This window comes from Oryzibacillus soli, assembly GCF_051594765.1.
In the GTDB taxonomy this organism is placed as follows: Bacteria; Bacillota; Bacilli; order Paenibacillales; family NBRC-103111; genus Paenibacillus_AR.
Genome location: NZ_JBPPGJ010000010.1, coordinates 222854 through 240274 on the forward strand (window position 1 = coordinate 222854; position 17421 = coordinate 240274).

Annotated in this window: 15 protein-coding genes and 1 tRNA gene; 3 read left to right on the top strand and 13 right to left on the bottom strand. The window is 57.6% G+C overall.

What is annotated here, in order from left to right; genetic code table 11:
- From tpiA to ACSEXW_RS15700, 4 genes are all read right to left on the bottom strand, one after another.
- Entirely contained in the window at positions 1–753 is a 753-nt protein-coding gene (gene tpiA, locus ACSEXW_RS15685; RefSeq protein WP_438447116.1) for a triose-phosphate isomerase, read from the bottom strand.
- Positions 754–1042: 289 nt separating this feature from the next.
- Positions 1043–2227, bottom strand: a complete 1185-nt coding sequence (locus ACSEXW_RS15690) for a phosphoglycerate kinase (protein WP_438447117.1) — start codon at positions 2225–2227, stop codon at positions 1043–1045.
- Positions 2228–2340: 113 nt separating this feature from the next.
- Positions 2341–3348, bottom strand: coding sequence for a type I glyceraldehyde-3-phosphate dehydrogenase (gene gap, locus ACSEXW_RS15695; RefSeq protein WP_438447118.1), 1008 nt, complete (start codon positions 3346–3348; stop codon positions 2341–2343).
- 87 nt (positions 3349–3435) lie between these two features.
- Positions 3436–4455, bottom strand: a complete 1020-nt coding sequence (locus ACSEXW_RS15700; RefSeq protein WP_438447119.1) for a sugar-binding transcriptional regulator — start codon at positions 4453–4455, stop codon at positions 3436–3438.
- A 328-nt stretch (positions 4456–4783) separates the two neighbouring features.
- Here ACSEXW_RS15700 and ACSEXW_RS15705 point away from each other — a divergent pair.
- Positions 4784–4858 (top strand) — tRNA-Arg (locus ACSEXW_RS15705).
- 194 nt (positions 4859–5052) lie between these two features.
- Positions 5053–5643, top strand: a complete 591-nt coding sequence (gene clpP / locus ACSEXW_RS15710) for an ATP-dependent Clp endopeptidase proteolytic subunit ClpP (RefSeq protein ID WP_438447120.1) — start codon at positions 5053–5055, stop codon at positions 5641–5643.
- A 63-nt stretch (positions 5644–5706) separates the two neighbouring features.
- On the opposite strand, the gene ACSEXW_RS15715 is transcribed toward clpP, so the two are convergent.
- Positions 5707–7404: an MFS transporter gene (locus ACSEXW_RS15715; protein WP_438447121.1), complete on the bottom strand. Its 1698-nt coding sequence runs from the start codon at positions 7402–7404 to the stop codon at positions 5707–5709.
- Between the two features lie 153 nt (positions 7405–7557).
- Between ACSEXW_RS15715 and ACSEXW_RS15720 the strand changes: the two genes are divergently transcribed.
- Entirely contained in the window at positions 7558–8196 is a 639-nt protein-coding gene (locus ACSEXW_RS15720; RefSeq protein WP_438447122.1) for a TetR/AcrR family transcriptional regulator, read from the top strand.
- Between the two features lie 100 nt (positions 8197–8296).
- Here ACSEXW_RS15720 and ACSEXW_RS15725 read toward each other — a convergent pair whose 3' ends face one another.
- From ACSEXW_RS15725 to ACSEXW_RS15760, 8 genes are all read right to left on the bottom strand, one after another.
- Positions 8297–10069: a stalk domain-containing protein gene (locus ACSEXW_RS15725; protein ID WP_438447123.1), complete on the bottom strand. Its 1773-nt coding sequence runs from the start codon at positions 10067–10069 to the stop codon at positions 8297–8299.
- Between the two features lie 181 nt (positions 10070–10250).
- Positions 10251–10520, bottom strand: coding sequence for an HPr family phosphocarrier protein (locus ACSEXW_RS15730; protein WP_438447124.1), 270 nt, complete (start codon positions 10518–10520; stop codon positions 10251–10253).
- A 137-nt stretch (positions 10521–10657) separates the two neighbouring features.
- Positions 10658–11587, bottom strand: a complete 930-nt coding sequence (whiA, locus tag ACSEXW_RS15735) for a DNA-binding protein WhiA (protein ID WP_438447125.1) — start codon at positions 11585–11587, stop codon at positions 10658–10660.
- A gap of 5 nt (positions 11588–11592) precedes the next feature.
- Complete coding sequence (gene mgfK, locus ACSEXW_RS15740) at positions 11593–12576, bottom strand: gluconeogenesis morphogenetic factor MgfK (protein ID WP_438447126.1); 984 nt, start codon at positions 12574–12576, stop codon at positions 11593–11595.
- Between the two features lie 12 nt (positions 12577–12588).
- The gene (rapZ, locus tag ACSEXW_RS15745) at positions 12589–13476 is read right to left on the bottom strand and encodes an RNase adapter RapZ (RefSeq protein ID WP_438447127.1); all 888 of its coding nucleotides are present in this window, start codon (positions 13474–13476) and stop codon (positions 12589–12591) included.
- Positions 13477–13561: 85 nt separating this feature from the next.
- On the bottom strand, positions 13562–14506 hold the full coding sequence (locus ACSEXW_RS15750; RefSeq protein WP_438447128.1) for an ROK family glucokinase: 945 nt from the start codon (positions 14504–14506) through the stop codon (positions 13562–13564).
- 152 nt (positions 14507–14658) lie between these two features.
- Positions 14659–15606: a thioredoxin-disulfide reductase gene (trxB, locus tag ACSEXW_RS15755; RefSeq protein ID WP_438447129.1), complete on the bottom strand. Its 948-nt coding sequence runs from the start codon at positions 15604–15606 to the stop codon at positions 14659–14661.
- A 31-nt stretch (positions 15607–15637) separates the two neighbouring features.
- Entirely contained in the window at positions 15638–17410 is a 1773-nt protein-coding gene (locus ACSEXW_RS15760; protein WP_438447130.1) for a tetratricopeptide repeat protein, read from the bottom strand.
- Between the last annotated feature and the right edge of the window lie 11 nt (positions 17411–17421).

Genomic DNA, 17421 nt, shown 5'->3' on the forward strand with positions numbered 1-17421 from the left:
TTACTTCGCTCCTTCTACCAATGCGATGTAGGAAGCCGGCTCCAGGCTGGCGCCGCCTACAAGGGCTCCGTCGATTTCGGACATGCTCATGTACTCTTGGATGTTGTTCGGCTTCACGCTGCCGCCGTATTGGATCCGGATCGCCGCGGCCACCTGGGCGTTGAACTGATCGGCCACTACGCTGCGAATGTAGCCGATAACTTCGTTGGCGTCGTCCGCAGTGGAGGATTTGCCGGTGCCGATGGCCCAGATGGGCTCATAGGCGATGACGGTTTGAGCCGCTTGCTCGGCGGTCAAGCCTTGCAGCGCAGCAACGGTTTGCACCTTGCACACGTCCTTGGTCTGATCCGCTTCGCGCTCTTCCAGCTTCTCGCCTACGCATACGATCGGGGTCAGGCCATGCTTGAAGGCCGCATGAACCTTCTTGTTCACGATCTCGTCGGTTTCGGCGAAGTAAGCTCTGCGCTCGGAGTGGCCGATGATGACGTACTCCACGCCCAAATCCTTCAGCATCACGCCGCTGATCTCACCGGTGTAAGCGCCGTTGTCTTCAAAGTGAAGGTTTTGCGCACCCACCTTGATGGTGGTGCCTTGGAACGCCTGGACGAGGGCCGGCAGGTTCGTAAATGGTGCGCATACCACGCTTTCCACGCCTGCGATTTCCGCTTTGCCTTTCACTTCTTCGGCAAAGGCCAGTGCTTCCTTAACGGTCTTGAACATTTTCCAGTTGCCGGCGATAATGGGTGTCCGCATTGTGTCCCCTCCAGATTCCATTTGCGTGTTGGGAGAGAAGTTCACCTGACTTCGGGCGCCGAAATTCTATCGTTTGCCGGGCGGGTATATCTTGGCTCTTACTCAGACACGTTTTGAAGATTGGCCTCAATTGGAAGTAAACCATGATGTAGCCAACCTTCAAAAAACTCGCAGCCAAGACATACCCTGCCCTTCCTCGCGAATTCTCGCCACCCGGAAGGTGTGAAACCTCAATCCCCCAACACACAATGCCTTATTATAAAAGGTTCTTGCAGCCTGCGGCCGCTTCTTACTTGTCGTTCAGGGCTACGACGCCCGGAAGAGCCTTGCCTTCCATGAACTCCAGGGAAGCGCCGCCGCCGGTGGAGATATGGTCCATCTTGTCGCCCATGTTGAACTTCTCAACAGCTGCTGCGGAGTCGCCGCCACCGATGACGGTGTAGCCGGCTGTGTTGGCGCAAGCTTCGCAAACGGCCAATGTGCCTTTGGAGAATGCATCCATTTCGAACACGCCCATCGGTCCGTTCCATACCACAAGCTTGGAGCTCTTGATGGCATTGGCGAACAGCTCGCGGGTCTTCGGTCCGATGTCCAGACCCATCCAGTCAGCCGGGATGGCGTTGACGTCCACTTCCTTGGTGCTGGCATTGGCATCGAACTTGTCGGCTACCACGATGTCGACCGGGAGCAGGAAGTTAACGCCCTTCTCCTTGGCCTTGTTGATGAAGGTGGTGGCCAGGTCGATCTTCTCGTTGTCCACGAGGGATTGGCCGATCTCGTAGCCTTGAGCCTTCAGGAAGGTGTAAGCCAAGCCGCCGCCGATGATCAGGTTGTCGGCGATGTTCAGCAGGTTGTCGATGACGTCGATCTTGTCCTTGACCTTCGCGCCGCCGATGATGGCGGTGAAGGGACGCTCCGGATTGGACAGCGCCTTACCCAGTACGGACAGCTCCTTCTCCATCAGGAGACCGGAAACGGCCGGCAGGTAGTGGGCAATGCCTTCGGTGGAAGCATGAGCGCGGTGAGCGGCGCCGAAAGCGTCGTTCACGAACAGATCGGCCAGCTCGGCGAATTGCTTGGCCAGCTCCGGATCGTTCTTCTCTTCGCCCTTGTAGAAGCGAACGTTCTCGAGCACCAGTACGTCGCCGTTGTTCAGAGCGGCGATCTTCGCTTTGACGGCGTCGCCTACGGCTTCGTCCGCTTTAACAACCGGCTTGCCGAGCAGCTCGGACAGGCGGTTGGCGGCCGGAGTAAGACGCATGTCATCCACGAACTCGCCTTTCGGACGGCCCAGGTGGGAAGCCAGGATCACTTTGGCGCCTTTTTCGATCAGGTACTTGATGGTCGGCAAGGTTTCACGGATCCGGGTGTCGTCGGTGATGGAGCCATTTTCCAAAGGTACGTTGAAGTCTACGCGTACGAATACGCGTTTGCCGGCCAGATCGGCCACATCACGAATGCTTTTTTTGTTCATTATTGTCTTACCTCCGCATCATGAATTTGGAGCACCGGACTTTCGTCATCGCTTAAGCATTTAGAAGAGCGGAAAAGGGCGTGAAGCCTCTTCCGCTCTGTATGTGGTTGATCTTACTTAGCCAGCTTCGCGAAGTGTTCCAAGGTGCGGATCAGCTGTGCAGTGTAGGACATTTCGTTGTCATACCAAGCAACGGTCTTCACCAGCTGCTGCTCGCCTACAGTCAGAACCTTGGTCTGAGTAGCGTCGAACAGGGAGCCGTAGGTGATGCCGATAACGTCGGAAGAAACGATCTCGTCTTCGGTGTAGCCGTAAGACTCGTTAGCAGCTTCTTTCATAGCGGCATTGATTTCTTCTGCAGTAACTTTCTTGGCCAGAACGGAAGTCAGCTCGGTCAAGGAACCGGTCGGAGTCGGTACACGTTGAGCAGCGCCGTCCAGCTTGCCTTTCAGCTCCGGAATAACCAGGCCGATAGCTTTGGCAGCACCGGTGGTGTTCGGGATGATGTTCTCGGCAGCTGCGCGTGCACGGCGGAAGTCGCCCTTGCGGTGCGGAGCGTCCAGGGTGTTCTGGTCGCCGGTGTAAGCATGGATGGTGGTCATCAAGCCGCTGACGATACCGAACTTGTCGTTCAGGACTTTGGCCATCGGAGCCAAGCAGTTGGTGGTGCAGGAAGCGCCGGAGATTACAGTCTCGGAGCCGTCCAGGATGTTATGGTTGGTGTTATATACGACGGTTTTGATGTCGCCGGTTGCAGGAGCGGAGATGACGACTTTCTTAGCGCCGCCTTTCAGGTGCTTCTCGGCAGCTTCTTGGGTTACGAAGAAGCCAGTGCACTCGAGAACGATCTCAACGCCCAGTTCGCCCCAAGGAAGCTCTTCCGGTTTAGCGTTGGCCAGAACTTTAACTTCCTTGCCGTTCACTTTGAAGAATCCGTCATGAACTTCAACATCACCGTCGAAACGACCTTGGGTGGTGTCGTACTTGAGCAAGTGAGCCAGCATTTTCGCGTCAGTCAAGTCGTTGATGGCTACTACTTCGATACCTTCAACTTGTTGGATGCGACGGAATGCAAGTCTGCCAATTCTACCAAAACCGTTAATGCCTACTTTTACAGTCATCGATGCTTCCTCCTAAAAATGTGGATTTAATATCTTGAAGACGGTTCCCGGGGAGGAACACGTCAAGATAACGGGATTCTTGCCATGCTAGTGGTTCAGCATCTCAAAGGCGGCGGCTTCATCCGTGACGAGCACATGGTTATGCCCGAACCTCATGACGGCTGCGATACTGGAGCCCTTGGAGCGGCCTCCCGCAACGGCGATCACGACCTCGGTCTTCTGGATGTCCTCCAGCTTCAGCCCGACCGTCGGCACCTTGTGAACAACCGTGCCGTTCTTGTCGAAGTAATACCCGAAGGCTTCGGCCAAGGCGCCCTCCTGCTGCAGAGCCTCAATGGTGGCCTGGTCGATCTTCCGCCTTTTGGCCATAAGGCTAGCTTCTCCGATTCCGTGGATCAGCATTCTGGCCTGGCGAATGACTCCGATGATTTCTTTGATGTTCGGCTCCTGGATCAGGGACAGATACGCTTCCTCTCCCAGGTGATCCGGCACATGCAGGAGACGGTATTGCCCGCCGGTCTTCTTGGCCATGGTCGATGCGATGGTGTTGGCCTGAAAATCCAGGCTCTCCCCCAGCCCTCCACGAGCCGGCACGAACAAGCTTGCCTTCAGATGCGGCGTTGGAGTCAGGTGGTTGGCCACCTCTGACATGGTCGATCCTCCGGCAACGGCGATGACGCCATCCTTCGAAGCCATCTTACGGACCTGTGCGGCTCCCGCGCGTCCCAATGCGATCTTGGTGAAGGGCGACGTATCCGAGTCTCCCGGTACCACCACCACCTGATCGACGGCGAAACGCTCGCGGATCCGGTCCTCCAGCTCTGATAAACCGAACAGCTCGCGGACCATCGGCTCCATAGCCTCCAGAAGCTCCTGGCCTGCGGAACTGACCCGCATGCCGTAGCTTTCGATCTCCAGCAGGCCTTGGGCCTTCAGGAAATCCACCTCGCTGCGGAGCACCCGCTCCGTCATATCGAGGGAAGAGGCCAGGGTTCTTCTTCCGACCACACGGGAGATCATGATGTGCTGCAGGATCGTGTAACGCTTCCTCATGATGTCCATTAAATCCGGCAGAAGCTGCTTTTGAATGTCAAGCACGGACCTCATCTTCTCACTCCTGCAAAGGTATTGGACATGAAACGTCCCGCGCTTACAAGTTAAGTCCCACGTGGGCCAAAAAAAATTTCCGACTTCCATGTAATATTGTATGCCTCTTGGGAAGAAAAAGCAAGGTTGGTAAATCGCTTTCATTCATGACTTTTTTGTGGGACAGAAGATTTTTTTATTGACCGCATGTTTATTGAAGAAAAATCCCCGGTGGAATGTACTCTTCTCCTCTCCGAAAAAATCTTGCCCATGCAAGCTTGCTTTTTGGTTGCACCTATCATATAATAACTCTTGCCGCTCAAAACGGAAGCGTTCGACGGCATCATACGCACCCGTGGTCCAATGGATATGACGCAGCCCTCCGAAGGCTGAGATCGAGGTTCGATTCCTCGCGGGTGCGCCACTACCGACTATGACCGGACATCTCTCGCGAGATGTCCGTTTTGCGTTGTCCATTAAGCTTCAAATCATGTTTGACCTTTCTTGACTTTTGACCTTCGTTGACTTATCATGGACTTATCGCACCATCGTTTGACTATACTAGTGTTGTTCTTTACAATTCACAATACACGAACATTTTAAGGAGGGAATTGTACCATGAGTTTGATCCCTATGGTTGTAGAACAGGACGGACGGGGCGAGAGAGCCTATGACATCTATTCCAGGCTGCTGAAGGACCGGATCATCTTCCTGGGCAGCGGCATCAACGACGCGGTGGCCAACGCCATCGTCGCCCAGCTGTTGTTCCTGGATGCACAGGATCCGGGCAAGGACATCCACCTCTACATTAACTCGCCGGGCGGTTCCATTACCTCCGGTATGGCCATTTTCGATACGATGCAGTTCATCAAGTCCGACGTCTCCACCATCTGCGTGGGCATGGCGGCTTCCATGGGCGCGTTCCTGCTCGCTGCAGGCGCCAAAGGCAAGCGCTTCGCGCTGCCGAACAGCGAAGTCATGATCCACCAGCCGCTGGGCGGCGCCGAAGGCCAGGCCTCCGACATCCAGATCCGCGCCAACCGGATCATCAAGATGCGCGACAAGCTGAACCAGATCCTCTCCGAGCGTACGGGCCAGCCGTTCGAGCGCATCGAGAAGGACACCGACCGCGACAACTTCATGAGCGCTGAGGAAGCGTTGAAGTACGGCCTGATCGACAAGGTCATCGAGCCGGTCCGCGCCAAATAAGCCAGCCGGCTAAAGAGAGCAAGCCTCCGAATCCCTTATGGGATCCTGGAGGCTTGTTTTGCGTTATGCCTGCTCCGGAAGCCATTCTCCCTTGCCGGAGTTCTGAGCCCTTCGGCGCTTGCGGTCGGACCACAGTCCGAACCATGCTCCGAGGATCAAGGTCAGTCCGGCCGCGTGGAAGGTGGTCCGGAACGCATCGGAGGAGGCTTCCTTCATGGCGGGTCCGATGTCCGAGGCCCAATTGCGGACCGCCTCCAGCTGGTTGTCCCAGCCCTTGGAGGCTGCATCCCTGCCCTCCGGGGGGAAGCTCGCTAGGGCTTGCTCCTTCCGGGATGCAAGCTCCGCGTTCAGCTTCTCCAGTGCGGCGGCGAAGTCCGCGTTCTGCCCCTTGCTGACCTGCTGCTCTTGGAGCCGGAGCGCCAGCAACTCCCGAATCTCTGGCGTGATCCGGTTCTCTTGGCGGATGGCATCCGCCAGCCCTCTCTTGGCTTCCGCGAGGTGGTCGGTCAACTGACTGTTCAACAGGGTAACCAAGAGCGCCACTCCCAGCACGGAGCCGAGGGCCCGCGTCATGTTCGTGATTCCCGAAGCGATACCCGTCTTCTCCGGCGGCACATTGCGCATCACCGCCCCCATTGTCGGCGCCATCACCAGCCCGAATCCCACCCCGCACATTGCCAGCCTCCACAGCACCTCCAGCTGTTGCGAACCCGGGTGAAGCGCCCCGAAGGAGTATACGCCTCCCGACATGACCAGCATCCCTGCAGCGGAGAAATACCGTCCTCCAAACCGATTCGATAACGGACCGGCAATCGCGGACGCCACCATGGACGCAAGAGGCATGGCGGAAATGGTCATACCGGCTGCAAGCACAGTCTTCCCCATTACACTCGTCAGGTAGTAGGACATCAGGAAGCTGGCCGCCATGATCCCGGCCCCCGTCATAAGCAAGGTCAACGCTCCCCAGTTAAAGGTTCGGATCCGGAACATCCCAAGCGGCAGCATGGGCTCCTTGATCTTGCGCTCCACCCACACGAAGAGGACGAAGAAGAAGAGAGAGCCTCCCATCATAAGGGTCAGTGCAGCCGACCCCCAGCCCCAATCGTTGGCCTTAATCAGCGCATACGTCAGACAGAATAAGGCGGCCGAGAGCAACCCGATCCCCGGCCAGTCCACCACCCGGCCTGCGGTAGGGTCCTTGGATTCCTTCAGCATGATCCAGGACAGCAGCAAGCATACGGCTCCGATTGGGATGTTGACGAAGAAGATCGAGGACCAGCCGATCGAATCCGTAAGAATTCCGCCGAGGGTAGGACCGCTGGCCGCAGCCAAGCCGGAAATTCCGCCCCAAATCCCGATGACGGCCCCCTCCATCTTGGGCGAGAATATTCCGATGGACATGGGAATGGTGATCGGCACGACGATGGCTCCCGCTAGCCCCTGAATGACCCGGAAGGCGATGAGCATAGGCAAGGACGTGGATAAGCCCGCCAAGATGGAGCTGATGACGAAGAGGCATACACCGATCAGGAACAGGCGCTTGCGCCCGAATTGATCCGCCAGCCGGGAGGCGCTCACGAGAAATACGGCAAAGGCAAGGTTATACCCGTTCACCACCCAGGACATGCCGTCCATGGAAGCGCCGAAATGCTTGGTCATCTCCGGAAGCGCCACATTGACGATGGTCGTATCCAATAACGCCATGAAGAAGCCTAAAATAATCGCCGTAAAGGAAACGGCTCTTTTCCATCCTGCCATCATTCGCATCCACCTTTCACATAAACGTGAACTAAAGTTCATATTGTGATTATATGAACTTTAGTTCACGTTTGTCAAGATGAATCTGAACTTCAGTTCATATTGAGCGGTTGACATCCCCGTATCCCGGTATACAATGAACCTAGGTGATGAATAATGTCGATGAAGGAGCAGGATAAAGTCCGGCAGCCCCGCCAGCAGCGCAGCCAAGAGAAGAAGCAGCGGATTGTGGAGGCTGCGGCCCGTCTGTTCGATGCCAAGGGCTACTACCATACCAATACGAAGGAGATCGCCAAGGAAGCCGGCGTGGCGGTCGGGTCCGTCTACGCGTACTTCCCCGACAAGCGGGAGATCTTCCTGGCGGTGCTGGCCAGCTTCAAGGAACGGTTCTTCCAGGTCATCGAGGAAGGCATTCTCCAGATCCCCGTCGGTCCTGCCGATAAGCGGGAGGCCACCCTGCGGATCATCCACTTGATTCTGGAGGCACACCATCTGTTCGACTTCCTGAATCCCGATCTGGAGACACTGTCCCAATCGGATCCGGATATCCGCCTCCTGTCCATGGAGGGCCATGGGGAAGGCATCCGTATGACGCAGGCGATCCTGGAGCGATGGTCCAAGGAGCTGAAGGTCCGTGACCTGGAAGCGGCATCCGCCATTGTCTACTATACCCTGCGCCGGATTCTGGACCTGATCGCCCATAAGCAGTCCCCCCTTGAGGAGGGGCGGTTGATCGGCGAACTAACGGACATGCTCATGGCCTATCTCTTCGGAGAGACACGTCCGGCCGATTAAGCGGCGGCGGTTCGCCTTGGCTTTAGCAGCTGGGATAGTCCCATAACGAATAAGAAGCCTCTGCCCCCTATGAACGGGGCAGAGGCTTCTTTGTGCTGCTTTACTTCAGATCATCCAACGGATAGAGGATCAGGTCGATAGGGAAAGCGGAGCCGGCGGGCGGTGTGAATTCGATGTTGAGCTTCCCCTCCTGGCCAGTGGTGCGCTTCAATACCTGCACACGGGTGAAGGCCTCCAGGACACCGGAATCCGGTACCATGGTGAACTCGCCGTTCAGCTTGAACGGACCCTTGAACGGTCCTCCGCGGGCGAGAAGCAGGACCGCCATCTTCGGCGGGTTCTGCAGCTCAATGTTGTAGATCATGCCGTAGTTGCCGTCATTGGAGGCCTCGGACTTGCGCTCCGTATCGTACCCCTTGATGAAGGCATCCTCCTTGCCGTCGCCGATGGTGATGCGGACGGGGGACTTCACCTTGGACATGTCCGACTTCCAGGTCATATCGGATACCGGGAAGGTGCCTCTGACGTTGCCGGCAAAGGGCAGATGCTTTAGTGTGCCGAGCAGCGCCGGTGTCGGCGTGGACACGCTGCTGTCAAGGGCCAGGAAGGAGAACTCCACTTCGCCGTCGGTCTCCACGTCATAGAAGACGTTGATGCCTTGGGCCGGATACAGGTCCGGCATCTGGACGTATGCCAGGCCCTGGTTCGGCGCCAGCGTAATGGGCTTGTCTTGGACCGGATCCTTCAGCAGAAAGTCTACCGAAGCCTCGTGGCCGATCAGGTTGGCGTAGATGGACGGGTACACCTCGCCTTTGTTCGTGGTCTTGATGGTGACGGTCTTGTCGGGACTGGTGTTCCGGGCCATAATCACGAAGCGGACCTTGCCCTCCATCCCATTCACGTGATCGGCGTAAAGACGGGCTTTGCCGTTGATCCGGTCCTGGTACAGAATGCCCTTGTCCTTAATCGTCTCGGGGCTGTCGCTCAAGATCAGCTTCCGTGTCCGGTCCTCCGTCACCTCCCGGGGCAATAGCGGCAGATTCATCATGTAGGTGTACAGCTCCGACCAGCTCGTATCGAAGGCCTGGCCTTCGGGCGTGTAATAAAGCTTGGTCTGGAACGGGCTGGCATGCACTTCGTCAGTCACGGTCAGATAGCGGGAGTACAAGCGGCTCGTATGCCCGTTGCGGTCCGTCACCTTCAGACTCACCCGGTAGGTTCCGGCCTTGGTGAATGTGGTCTCCTTGCCGCTCCATTCGTACCGGGCGATCCCCTCCGCATCCGGGTCGTAGCTCAAATCGATATATTTCACCGGCTCGCCGATCTTATAGCTGGTCTTGCCGAAGGTGAACTTGGCTACCGGCCGCGAATTCTCGTTCTCATCGGCGATCATCTCGTCGGGCAGCTTGGTGTACATCAGGTCGATCTTCTTGGAGGCCGCATCATAGGTATACTTGGCCCCGATCAGCTCGGACAGCCAGGACAGCTTGACCATCAGCCGGTCATCCTTCATCATCGCCACCGTATCCAGAGGGCGGTTCAGCTGATTGATCCATACCGCGTTATGGTCGATGTCGAACTGGACCTTCACGTTCGGGATTATGAGCTCCACCATGGCGGTCTTCGCATTCCACTGGAGCTGCAGTCCGATCGTATTGGCGATATGCCGCAGCGGAACATACACTTGATCTCCCACCAGCACGGGCACCACATCCCAGCTCTGGGCATCCCCGTTGACGCTGACGTCCGGCTTCTCCACCGCCAGACTGACCTGCAGCGTACCGGTCCCCACCGCTCCTGCAGTCGGCACCACCGCCGTCATCATCAAGGCTGCTGCCAGGACCAAGGCCGGCAGCTTCTTCTGTCTCTTCATCGGTTGTCTTCCTCACTTCCGTATATTGGTTTCTCCACTCTCCACTGAACATAGACGCGGGGCAGCGGGAAAGGTTGCGTATTTTTTCCCAGATTATTGGAATTGCCCAACCAAAACAAAAAAGCTTCCTTATCAGGAAGCCTTCGGTCGGTTTTGGTTGAAGCATCGATCGCTTCTCGTGTTATTGATTCTCCAGCTCTTCCTTGCTGACGAGGGCTACGAGCGCATTGACCGCCTGCTCCGCATCGGTGCCTTCGGCGCTGATGTGGACTTCGGTACCGGTGCTGATGGCCAAGCTCATAATCCCCATGATGCTCTTGGCATTCACTTTCTTATCGTCTTTCTCCACGAATATTTCAGAGGAAAATTTATTAGCTTCTTGGACGAATAAGGCTGCAGGCCTAGCATGAAGACCTGTTTTCAACTTGACGACGACGGGACGCCTCGACATGAACCAATACCCCCTAAATAACATTATTTCATCTATACTATGGGATGAAGCGTTTGCGTGCTCATTCCAAAAAACGTACACTTTTCTACCATTATAGCATTATTTCCCGCAAAGTACACTAGAACTCATGCAAATGCTTACGGCTGGCGAAGCTTCTCTGCCAACTCATCTATTTTGCGAAGGCGGTGGTTTACGCCGGATTTGCTCACATTACCCTTCAGCATATCGCCGATTTCATTCAGATTCACGTCCGGATACTGGAGCCGGATCTCCGCGACCTCCCGCAGCTTCTCCGGCAGATTCTCGAGCCCCATCTCCCGCTGAAGCAGGCGGATGTTCTCGATCTGCCGCATGGAGGCGCCGATGGTCTTGTTCAGATTCGCCGTCTCGCAGTTGACGATCCGGTTGACGGAATTCCGCATGTCCTTCATGATCCGGATATCCTCAAAGCGCAGGAGCGCTTGGTGCGCCCCGATCAGGCTCAGGAATTCGATGATCTTCTGACCTTCCTTGATGTAGAAGACGAAGCCCTTCTTCCTCTCGATGCACCGTGCGTTCAGTTGGAACCGGTTCGCCAGGTCCACCAGAGCGTTGCAATGCTCTTCATACATGGAGGAGATCTCCAGATGATAGGAGGAGCCCTCCGGGTTGTTCACCGAGCCTCCGGCGAGGAAAGCCCCCCGCAGGTAGGACCGCTTGCAGCATGGATTCCGAATCACGCTCTTGTCGATCCCCGGTGTAAACTGGAACCCCTCGGAGACGATCTTGAGATCCGTGAGAATGTCCTGGACCCGGGTCGGAATCCGAACCATGTACACGTTGTTCTTCTTCAGCCGCATCTTCTTGCGGACCAGAAGCTCGATGTGAACCTGGTACGTCTTCTTCAGGAGCGAATAGATCCGCCTGGCAATGGCCGCGTTCTCGGTGGAGATATCGAGAATGATCCGTTGGCTGGACAGCTGTACGGATCCGTTCATCCGGATCAAAGCGGAGAGTTCGGCTTTCTCGCAGCAGGCCTCCGCCTCCATGAGCGTTAATTCCTTCTTGGTTTGAGCCGCAAAGGACATAGCCCTCACCTCTTCTTTGACATCCAGCCTTCAACCAGCTGATAGATATGATGGCTTAACCGCTCCGCGTCGTGCCGGAGAAAGGTCCGGAACAGCACGAGACGGTCGGCTATGACCTGATAGCCCCGCCGTTTGACCTCCTCCAGGTCCAGATGGACCGCTTTGGAGCCTTGCTCGGCATACTTCGACTCCACCTGGGGCGGAATCTCGCCGTTGTTCACAATCACATAATCGAAAAGATGATGCCCCACATGGTCATGAATGGCCTTCAAGTGATCACTGACGGAATAATCGTCGGTCTCTCCGGGCTGGGTCATCACGTTGCAGATGAAGATCTTCACCGCATCGGATTCGACCAGAGCTTGGGAGACTCCGGGCACCAACAGGTTCGGCAGGATGCTCGTGTAGAGGCTTCCCGGACCGATCAGGATGGCGTCCGTCTCCCGGATGGCCTCCAGCGCTTCCGGCAGCGGATCCACGTCCGGTGGCTCCAGGAACACACGCTTGATACGCCCCCCGGCCTTCGGGATCTTGGATTCCCCTTCGACCACCGTGCCGTCGGTCATCTCCGCCTTCAGGACAATGGCCTGGTTGGCGGTCGGAAGCACCTGTCCCCGAACGGCCAATACCCGGGACAGCTCCCGGATGCCGGATACGAAGTCTCCGGTAATATCGTTCATTGCGGCGAGAATTAGGTTGCCCAAGCTGTGTCCCGCTAATCCATTTCCTGCCGTAAAACGGTACTCCAGCATCTTGGACATCATGGGCTCGGCATCAGCAAGCGCATTCAATACGTTCCGGATGTCACCCGGCGGCGGCATCTGCAGCTCGGAACGCAGGATGCCGGAGCTGCCTCCGTCATCGGCCACGGTGACGATGGCGGTAATGTCCAGCGGCTTCTCCTTCAAGCCCCGGAGCATCACCGACAAGCCCGTTCCGCCCCCGATCACGACAATGCGGGGCAGCTCCTTCTTGATGTTTGGCTTCATGCTTCCACCCTCTTATCTGCGATCCCGTTCGGAATCCCTATGACTTACCCGCACCGATTCCGTTTCGCTCGTCCCCATGACGCGGCCCAAGTACTCCGCGATGGCAACGGAACGGTGTTTGCCTCCGGTGCATCCGATGCCGACCACGACCTGGCTCTTGCCTTCCTTGCGGTACTGCGGCATGAGAAAGTGAAGCATGTCGAGCAGCTTGGTCAGAAACTCCTGGGTCTCCGACCACTTCATGACGTATTCGTACACGTCGGGATCCTGCCCCGTGTTCGGACGCAGCGCCTCCACGTAGTGGGGGTTCGGCAGGAAACGGACATCGAAGATCAAGTCCGCGTCGATCGGAACGCCATACTTGAATCCGAAGGAGATGACGTTCAGGTTCAGCTTGTTCTGATCCAGGTGGGTGAATCGGGCGATGATCCGCTCCTTCAGCTGAGCCGGCTTCAGACTGCTCGTGTCGATGACCTGGCTCGCGTGCCCCTTCAGCTCCTCCAGCAGCTTGCGCTCCTGCTGGATGCCTTCCAGGGGAGCGTCCGCCGGCGCCAAGGGGTGCCTTCTGCGGCTTTCCTTGTACCGCTGCACCAGCACGGTATCCGTCGCATCGAGGAAGAGGATCTCGTAGGTCAGGGTGTAATTGTCCCGGATGTCCTGTAGCGACTGGGACAAGGCCTGGAAGAATTCCCGGCCCCGAAGGTCGATCACCAGCGCCACCTTGCCGATCTTGCCGTTGGACTGCTGAATCAGCTCCGCAAATTTGGGAATCAGTACGGGAGGAAGATTATCTACGCAAAAGAAACCCAGATCCTCCAAGCTTTGTACCGCTATGGTTTTGCCGGCGCCGGACATGCCCGTTATGATCACGAGCAGTGCGCGCTCCAACCGTTCTTCCATGGCGATCTACACCGTCCTTCCATCCCGTTCCATCTATTTGTATGCTGGATGGGCCCCTTTCGGTTCCCTTCGTTCGTTATGTTTATTAGAGCAGGAGTCCTGCGGCGCCTACGATGCCGGCGTTGTTGCCGAGTGTAGCCGGCACGATGTCGACGCCGGTCTGGGCATGCTCGGGGGTATACTTCTTGAAGATCTCGCGGATCGGATCGAACAGAATGTCGCCTGCCTTGGATACGCCGCCGCCTACGATAAAGCGCTGCGGGTTCACCACCACGGCGATGGAGGCCATCGAACGGCCCAGGTAATAAGCCGCCCGGTTGATGATGCGCAGAGCCACCTCATCCCCGGCCTTGCCCGCGTCGAATACATCCTTCGCGGTAATATTCTCGATCAGCGCCAGAGAGGTGCGGTCGCCGCGCTCGACGGCGTCCTTCGCCATACGGACGATGCCCGTGGCCGAAGAAACGGTCTCCAGACAGCCCTTCTGTCCGCAGGTGCAGTTGATCGCTTCGAGATCCGGCACGATGGACACATGGCCCAGCTCGCCGGCCATACCGCCGAAGCCCTCGTAGATACGGCCGCCAATGATGATGCCGCCGCCTACGCCGGTGCCGAGGGTATACGCCACGCAGTTCGGAATGCCCTTGCCTGCGCCGCCCCAAGCCTCGCCGAGGGCAGCTACGTTGGCATCGTTGTTGATCTGGACCGGTACGCCCAGCTTCTGCTCCAGTATCTGCTTGGCATGAATGTTGCGCCAGCCCAGGTTATTCGAGAACTTGATGAACCCCTTCGGGATGTCGAGAAATCCGGCTATGCCGGCGCCAACGCCCGCCACCTGCTCCCACTGGTACGGAGACTGCTCCACCACGGTGCGCACATACTGTGCGATCCGCTCCATTCCGGCTTCCGCGCCTTCCTCCGCCTTCGTCGGTCCTTCGTAGGTTTGCTTCAGGTTTCCCTCGGCGTCGCAAATCCCTACTTTGATAGCGGTACCGCCCAAATCCACGCCGACATAAATCTTTTCCGACATCGAAATGTCACCTCGAACTCATTTAGTTTGCTTCTTTTCCAACTATACGGCATGGGGTGTTGTAGGTCAAGACACGTTAGCTCCGCCCGGGCGTGCCCCGGCAGACGGCAAAAACCCCCCGCGAAAGCCATTCGCCAGGGGGTCCGGACTTCTTAGAGAGACTTGCTCCAGTCATGCACGCTGCTGCCCTCGAGGAACTTCTCGCAGTCGAGAGCCGCCATACAGCCGCTGCCAGCTGCGGTAATCGCCTGCCGGTACCGCTGGTCCTGCACGTCGCCGCAAGCGAAGACGCCGGGGATGTTGGTCTCGGAGGTACCCGGCTTCACCTTGATGTAGCCGATCTCGTCGGTCTCGATCTGACCGCCCAGGAACTTGGTGTTCGGGGTATGGCCGATGGCGACGAAGATGCCGTCGGTCTCGAGGATCTCCTCCTCGCCGGTCTCGTTGTTCTTCACCTTCAGACCGGTTACGCCCTTCTCGCCGGCCACAACCTCCAGCGGCGTACGGTTCAAGCCCCAAGCCACCTTGGCGTTCTCACGGGCCCGGTCCTGCATGATCTTGGAGGCGCGGAGCTCCTCGCGGCGGTGCACCAGCTTCACCTCGGATGCGAAGCGGGTCAGGAAGTTGGCTTCCTCCATGGCGGAGTCGCCGCCGCCCACCACGATGATCTTCTTCCCGCGGAAGAAGAAGCCGTCGCAGGTAGCGCAGGTGCTGACGCCGCGTCCTACGTTCTCACGCTCGCCCGGAATGCCCAGGTACTTGGCGGAAGCGCCGGTGGAGATGATAATGGTCTCCGCCTCCAGCACCTCGCCGCCCTCCAGATGAAGCTTGAACGGACGCTGGGACAGCTCGGCGCTGTTCACCCAGCCGGTGCGGAATTGGGCGCCGAAGCGCTCCGCTTGCTTGCGCATGTTATCCATGAGCTCCGGTCCCATGATCCCTTGGGGGAAGCCCGGGAAGTTCTCCACCTCGGTGGTGGTGGTCAGCTGGCCGCCCGGCTCGGGGCCTTCGATGACCAGCGGGCTCAGGTTGGCACGGGCCAGATAGATGGCGGCGGTCAGCCCGGAAGGGCCTGTGCCGATAACGATGCTCTTGTACATGGGGGAAAATCCTCCTTCGGTTCGGTGGTTTCTATTGGGATGGTTCACTTTCATCGGTTGGCGGTCCGGAGAAGATGGCGTTCATCTTCTCCCGGAGCTTGCAGGCGTCATCTATATGCTTGACGCAGGTGCGGATGGTGTTGGGTGAGATCTGGTACCGGACCGCCATCTCTTCGTAAGTCACGGCCCGGCGGTGCATCTTGGCCGTTAGGTACTCGAGGGCCGCAGCCCAGCCCTCCGGCTTCTGCAGCCGGGGCTTCTTGGGATGCACCCGGGACAGATACTCGATCCAGAGCGTCTCCAGATCGTGCTGCTGCACCAGATCGAAGCGCTTGTTCATGCTGGCGAAGGCCAACCGGAGCACCCCGCTCCAGCTCTCCTCCCACTCCGGCAGGGCCGGTGCGTAAGGCCTCGGGTCGGCGGTCAGAACTTCCTTGTCCATAACCACCCGGAAGGGCTCGGTCCAGCCGATATGCCGGAGCACGAACATGGCCAACCGCTTCAGGTAGTCGTTCTCCTCCGGGTCCAGCAGGAACTCCAGCAGCGCCTCGGTGACCTCCTGGTCTCCGATCAGGCCGAAGGCCTGGATGACCTGCAGCTTCGTCTCGAGATCCCCGTGGCGCAGCGCCCAGAAGAAGGAAGACCGGACCAGGGGATCCTTGCGGATCTTGTCGGGGAGGGGGTCCTCCACAGCCGACTGCCCGATGGCCCGGAACTGCTCCTCGAAGGGCAGATGATAATGGTAGCTCAGGTATGACCGCTCCGGAGGGGCCATCGTGCGGCGCTTCTCCATCAGATTCAGATAGAACGCCGGCACCTCCGACTTGGGGTCCAGCTTGGCGGTCTCCCGCCAATGCCGCTCGGCCTCCGCATACCGGTCCGTATTGGCGCAGGCGACGGCCAGATAGTGGTAGAGGCAGGGATCCCCCTCGGCTCCGCAGGCCCCGGACTTCAGGATCCGTCGGAACAGCAGGTAGGCCGCTTCATGCTCACCCAGGATGCCCATGGTGGTGGCCAGCTTGAACACATGCTCCTGATGGTAGGGATAGGTCTTGCGCAGAAGTCCCGTCAGCCGCCCCAGCTTCTCCTTCTCGCCCAGATGCTGATAGAAGATGGCTAGGTTGCACAAGGCATGCAAATTCCCTTCCTCCTGCTCCAGCACCTGATGGATGGTCTCCATCGCCTTGGCAAAGTGACCCATGTAATAATAGGCCAAGGCCAGATTGTTGCGGGCTGCGAGGAAATCGGGATATTTCTTGATCAGCTTCTTCAGCTGCTTGACCGCTTCTCCGAATTGTCCCTGCTCCAGTAGGGAGCGGGCCTTGTCATGCTCGAACAGCCCTTCCCGGCTCTTAATGGTGGCCGGCTCGGCCGGATGCTCCAGCTCACAGCTCAGGAACTCCATCATCTCCTCGGATTCCTGCAGGAACTGCCCTTCCTCATCGTGCTCCAGATAGTGGATGATCGCTTTCTCCGCCGCTTCGAAGTCCTCCATATTGGCAAAGTTGTTCGCCATATAGAAGTAACATTCCGTCATGGATGGGTCGACTTCATCGACAATCTTTTGCAGAATCTGGTTGGATTCGTTATATTTGCCCACCTCGGACAGAATGCCCGCCAGGTTGCAATGGTTGACGGGATTCTCCGGCTCGTAATCGCAGGCGCGGCGAAAATATTTGATGGCCTTGTCGTACCTGTAACGGTCCAGGGAGCGAACCGCCCTCTCGAAAAAGAACGTGGCATCCATCTGCAGAGCAATGATCTTCCGGTCTTCTGGAGCCGCCACACGCTTTTTCCTGCCCATTGAAAGGCACC

Coding starts and splice junctions, on each gene's coding strand:
- ACSEXW_RS15715 (WP_438447121.1), bottom strand. CDS start 7,404: ATGATGGCAGGATGGAAAAGAGCCGTTTCCTTTACGGCGATTATTTTA.
- whiA (WP_438447125.1), bottom strand. CDS start 11,587: ATGTCCTTTGCGGCTCAAACCAAGAAGGAATTAACGCTCATGGAGGCG.
- rapZ (WP_438447127.1), bottom strand. CDS start 13,476: ATGGAAGAACGGTTGGAGCGCGCACTGCTCGTGATCATAACGGGCATG.
- ACSEXW_RS15750 (WP_438447128.1), bottom strand. CDS start 14,506: ATGTCGGAAAAGATTTATGTCGGCGTGGATTTGGGCGGTACCGCTATC.
- ACSEXW_RS15700 (WP_438447119.1), bottom strand. CDS start 4,455: ATGAGGTCCGTGCTTGACATTCAAAAGCAGCTTCTGCCGGATTTAATG.
- ACSEXW_RS15730 (WP_438447124.1), bottom strand. CDS start 10,520: ATGTCGAGGCGTCCCGTCGTCGTCAAGTTGAAAACAGGTCTTCATGCT.
- ACSEXW_RS15760 (WP_438447130.1), bottom strand. CDS start 17,410: ATGGGCAGGAAAAAGCGTGTGGCGGCTCCAGAAGACCGGAAGATCATT.
- ACSEXW_RS15690 (WP_438447117.1), bottom strand. CDS start 2,227: ATGAACAAAAAAAGCATTCGTGATGTGGCCGATCTGGCCGGCAAACGC.
- trxB (WP_438447129.1), bottom strand. CDS start 15,606: ATGTACAAGAGCATCGTTATCGGCACAGGCCCTTCCGGGCTGACCGCC.
- mgfK (WP_438447126.1), bottom strand. CDS start 12,576: ATGAAGCCAAACATCAAGAAGGAGCTGCCCCGCATTGTCGTGATCGGG.
- ACSEXW_RS15720 (WP_438447122.1), top strand. CDS start 7,558: ATGTCGATGAAGGAGCAGGATAAAGTCCGGCAGCCCCGCCAGCAGCGC.
- tpiA (WP_438447116.1), bottom strand. CDS start 753: ATGCGGACACCCATTATCGCCGGCAACTGGAAAATGTTCAAGACCGTT.
- gap (WP_438447118.1), bottom strand. CDS start 3,348: ATGACTGTAAAAGTAGGCATTAACGGTTTTGGTAGAATTGGCAGACTT.
- ACSEXW_RS15725 (WP_438447123.1), bottom strand. CDS start 10,069: ATGAAGAGACAGAAGAAGCTGCCGGCCTTGGTCCTGGCAGCAGCCTTG.
- clpP (WP_438447120.1), top strand. CDS start 5,053: ATGAGTTTGATCCCTATGGTTGTAGAACAGGACGGACGGGGCGAGAGA.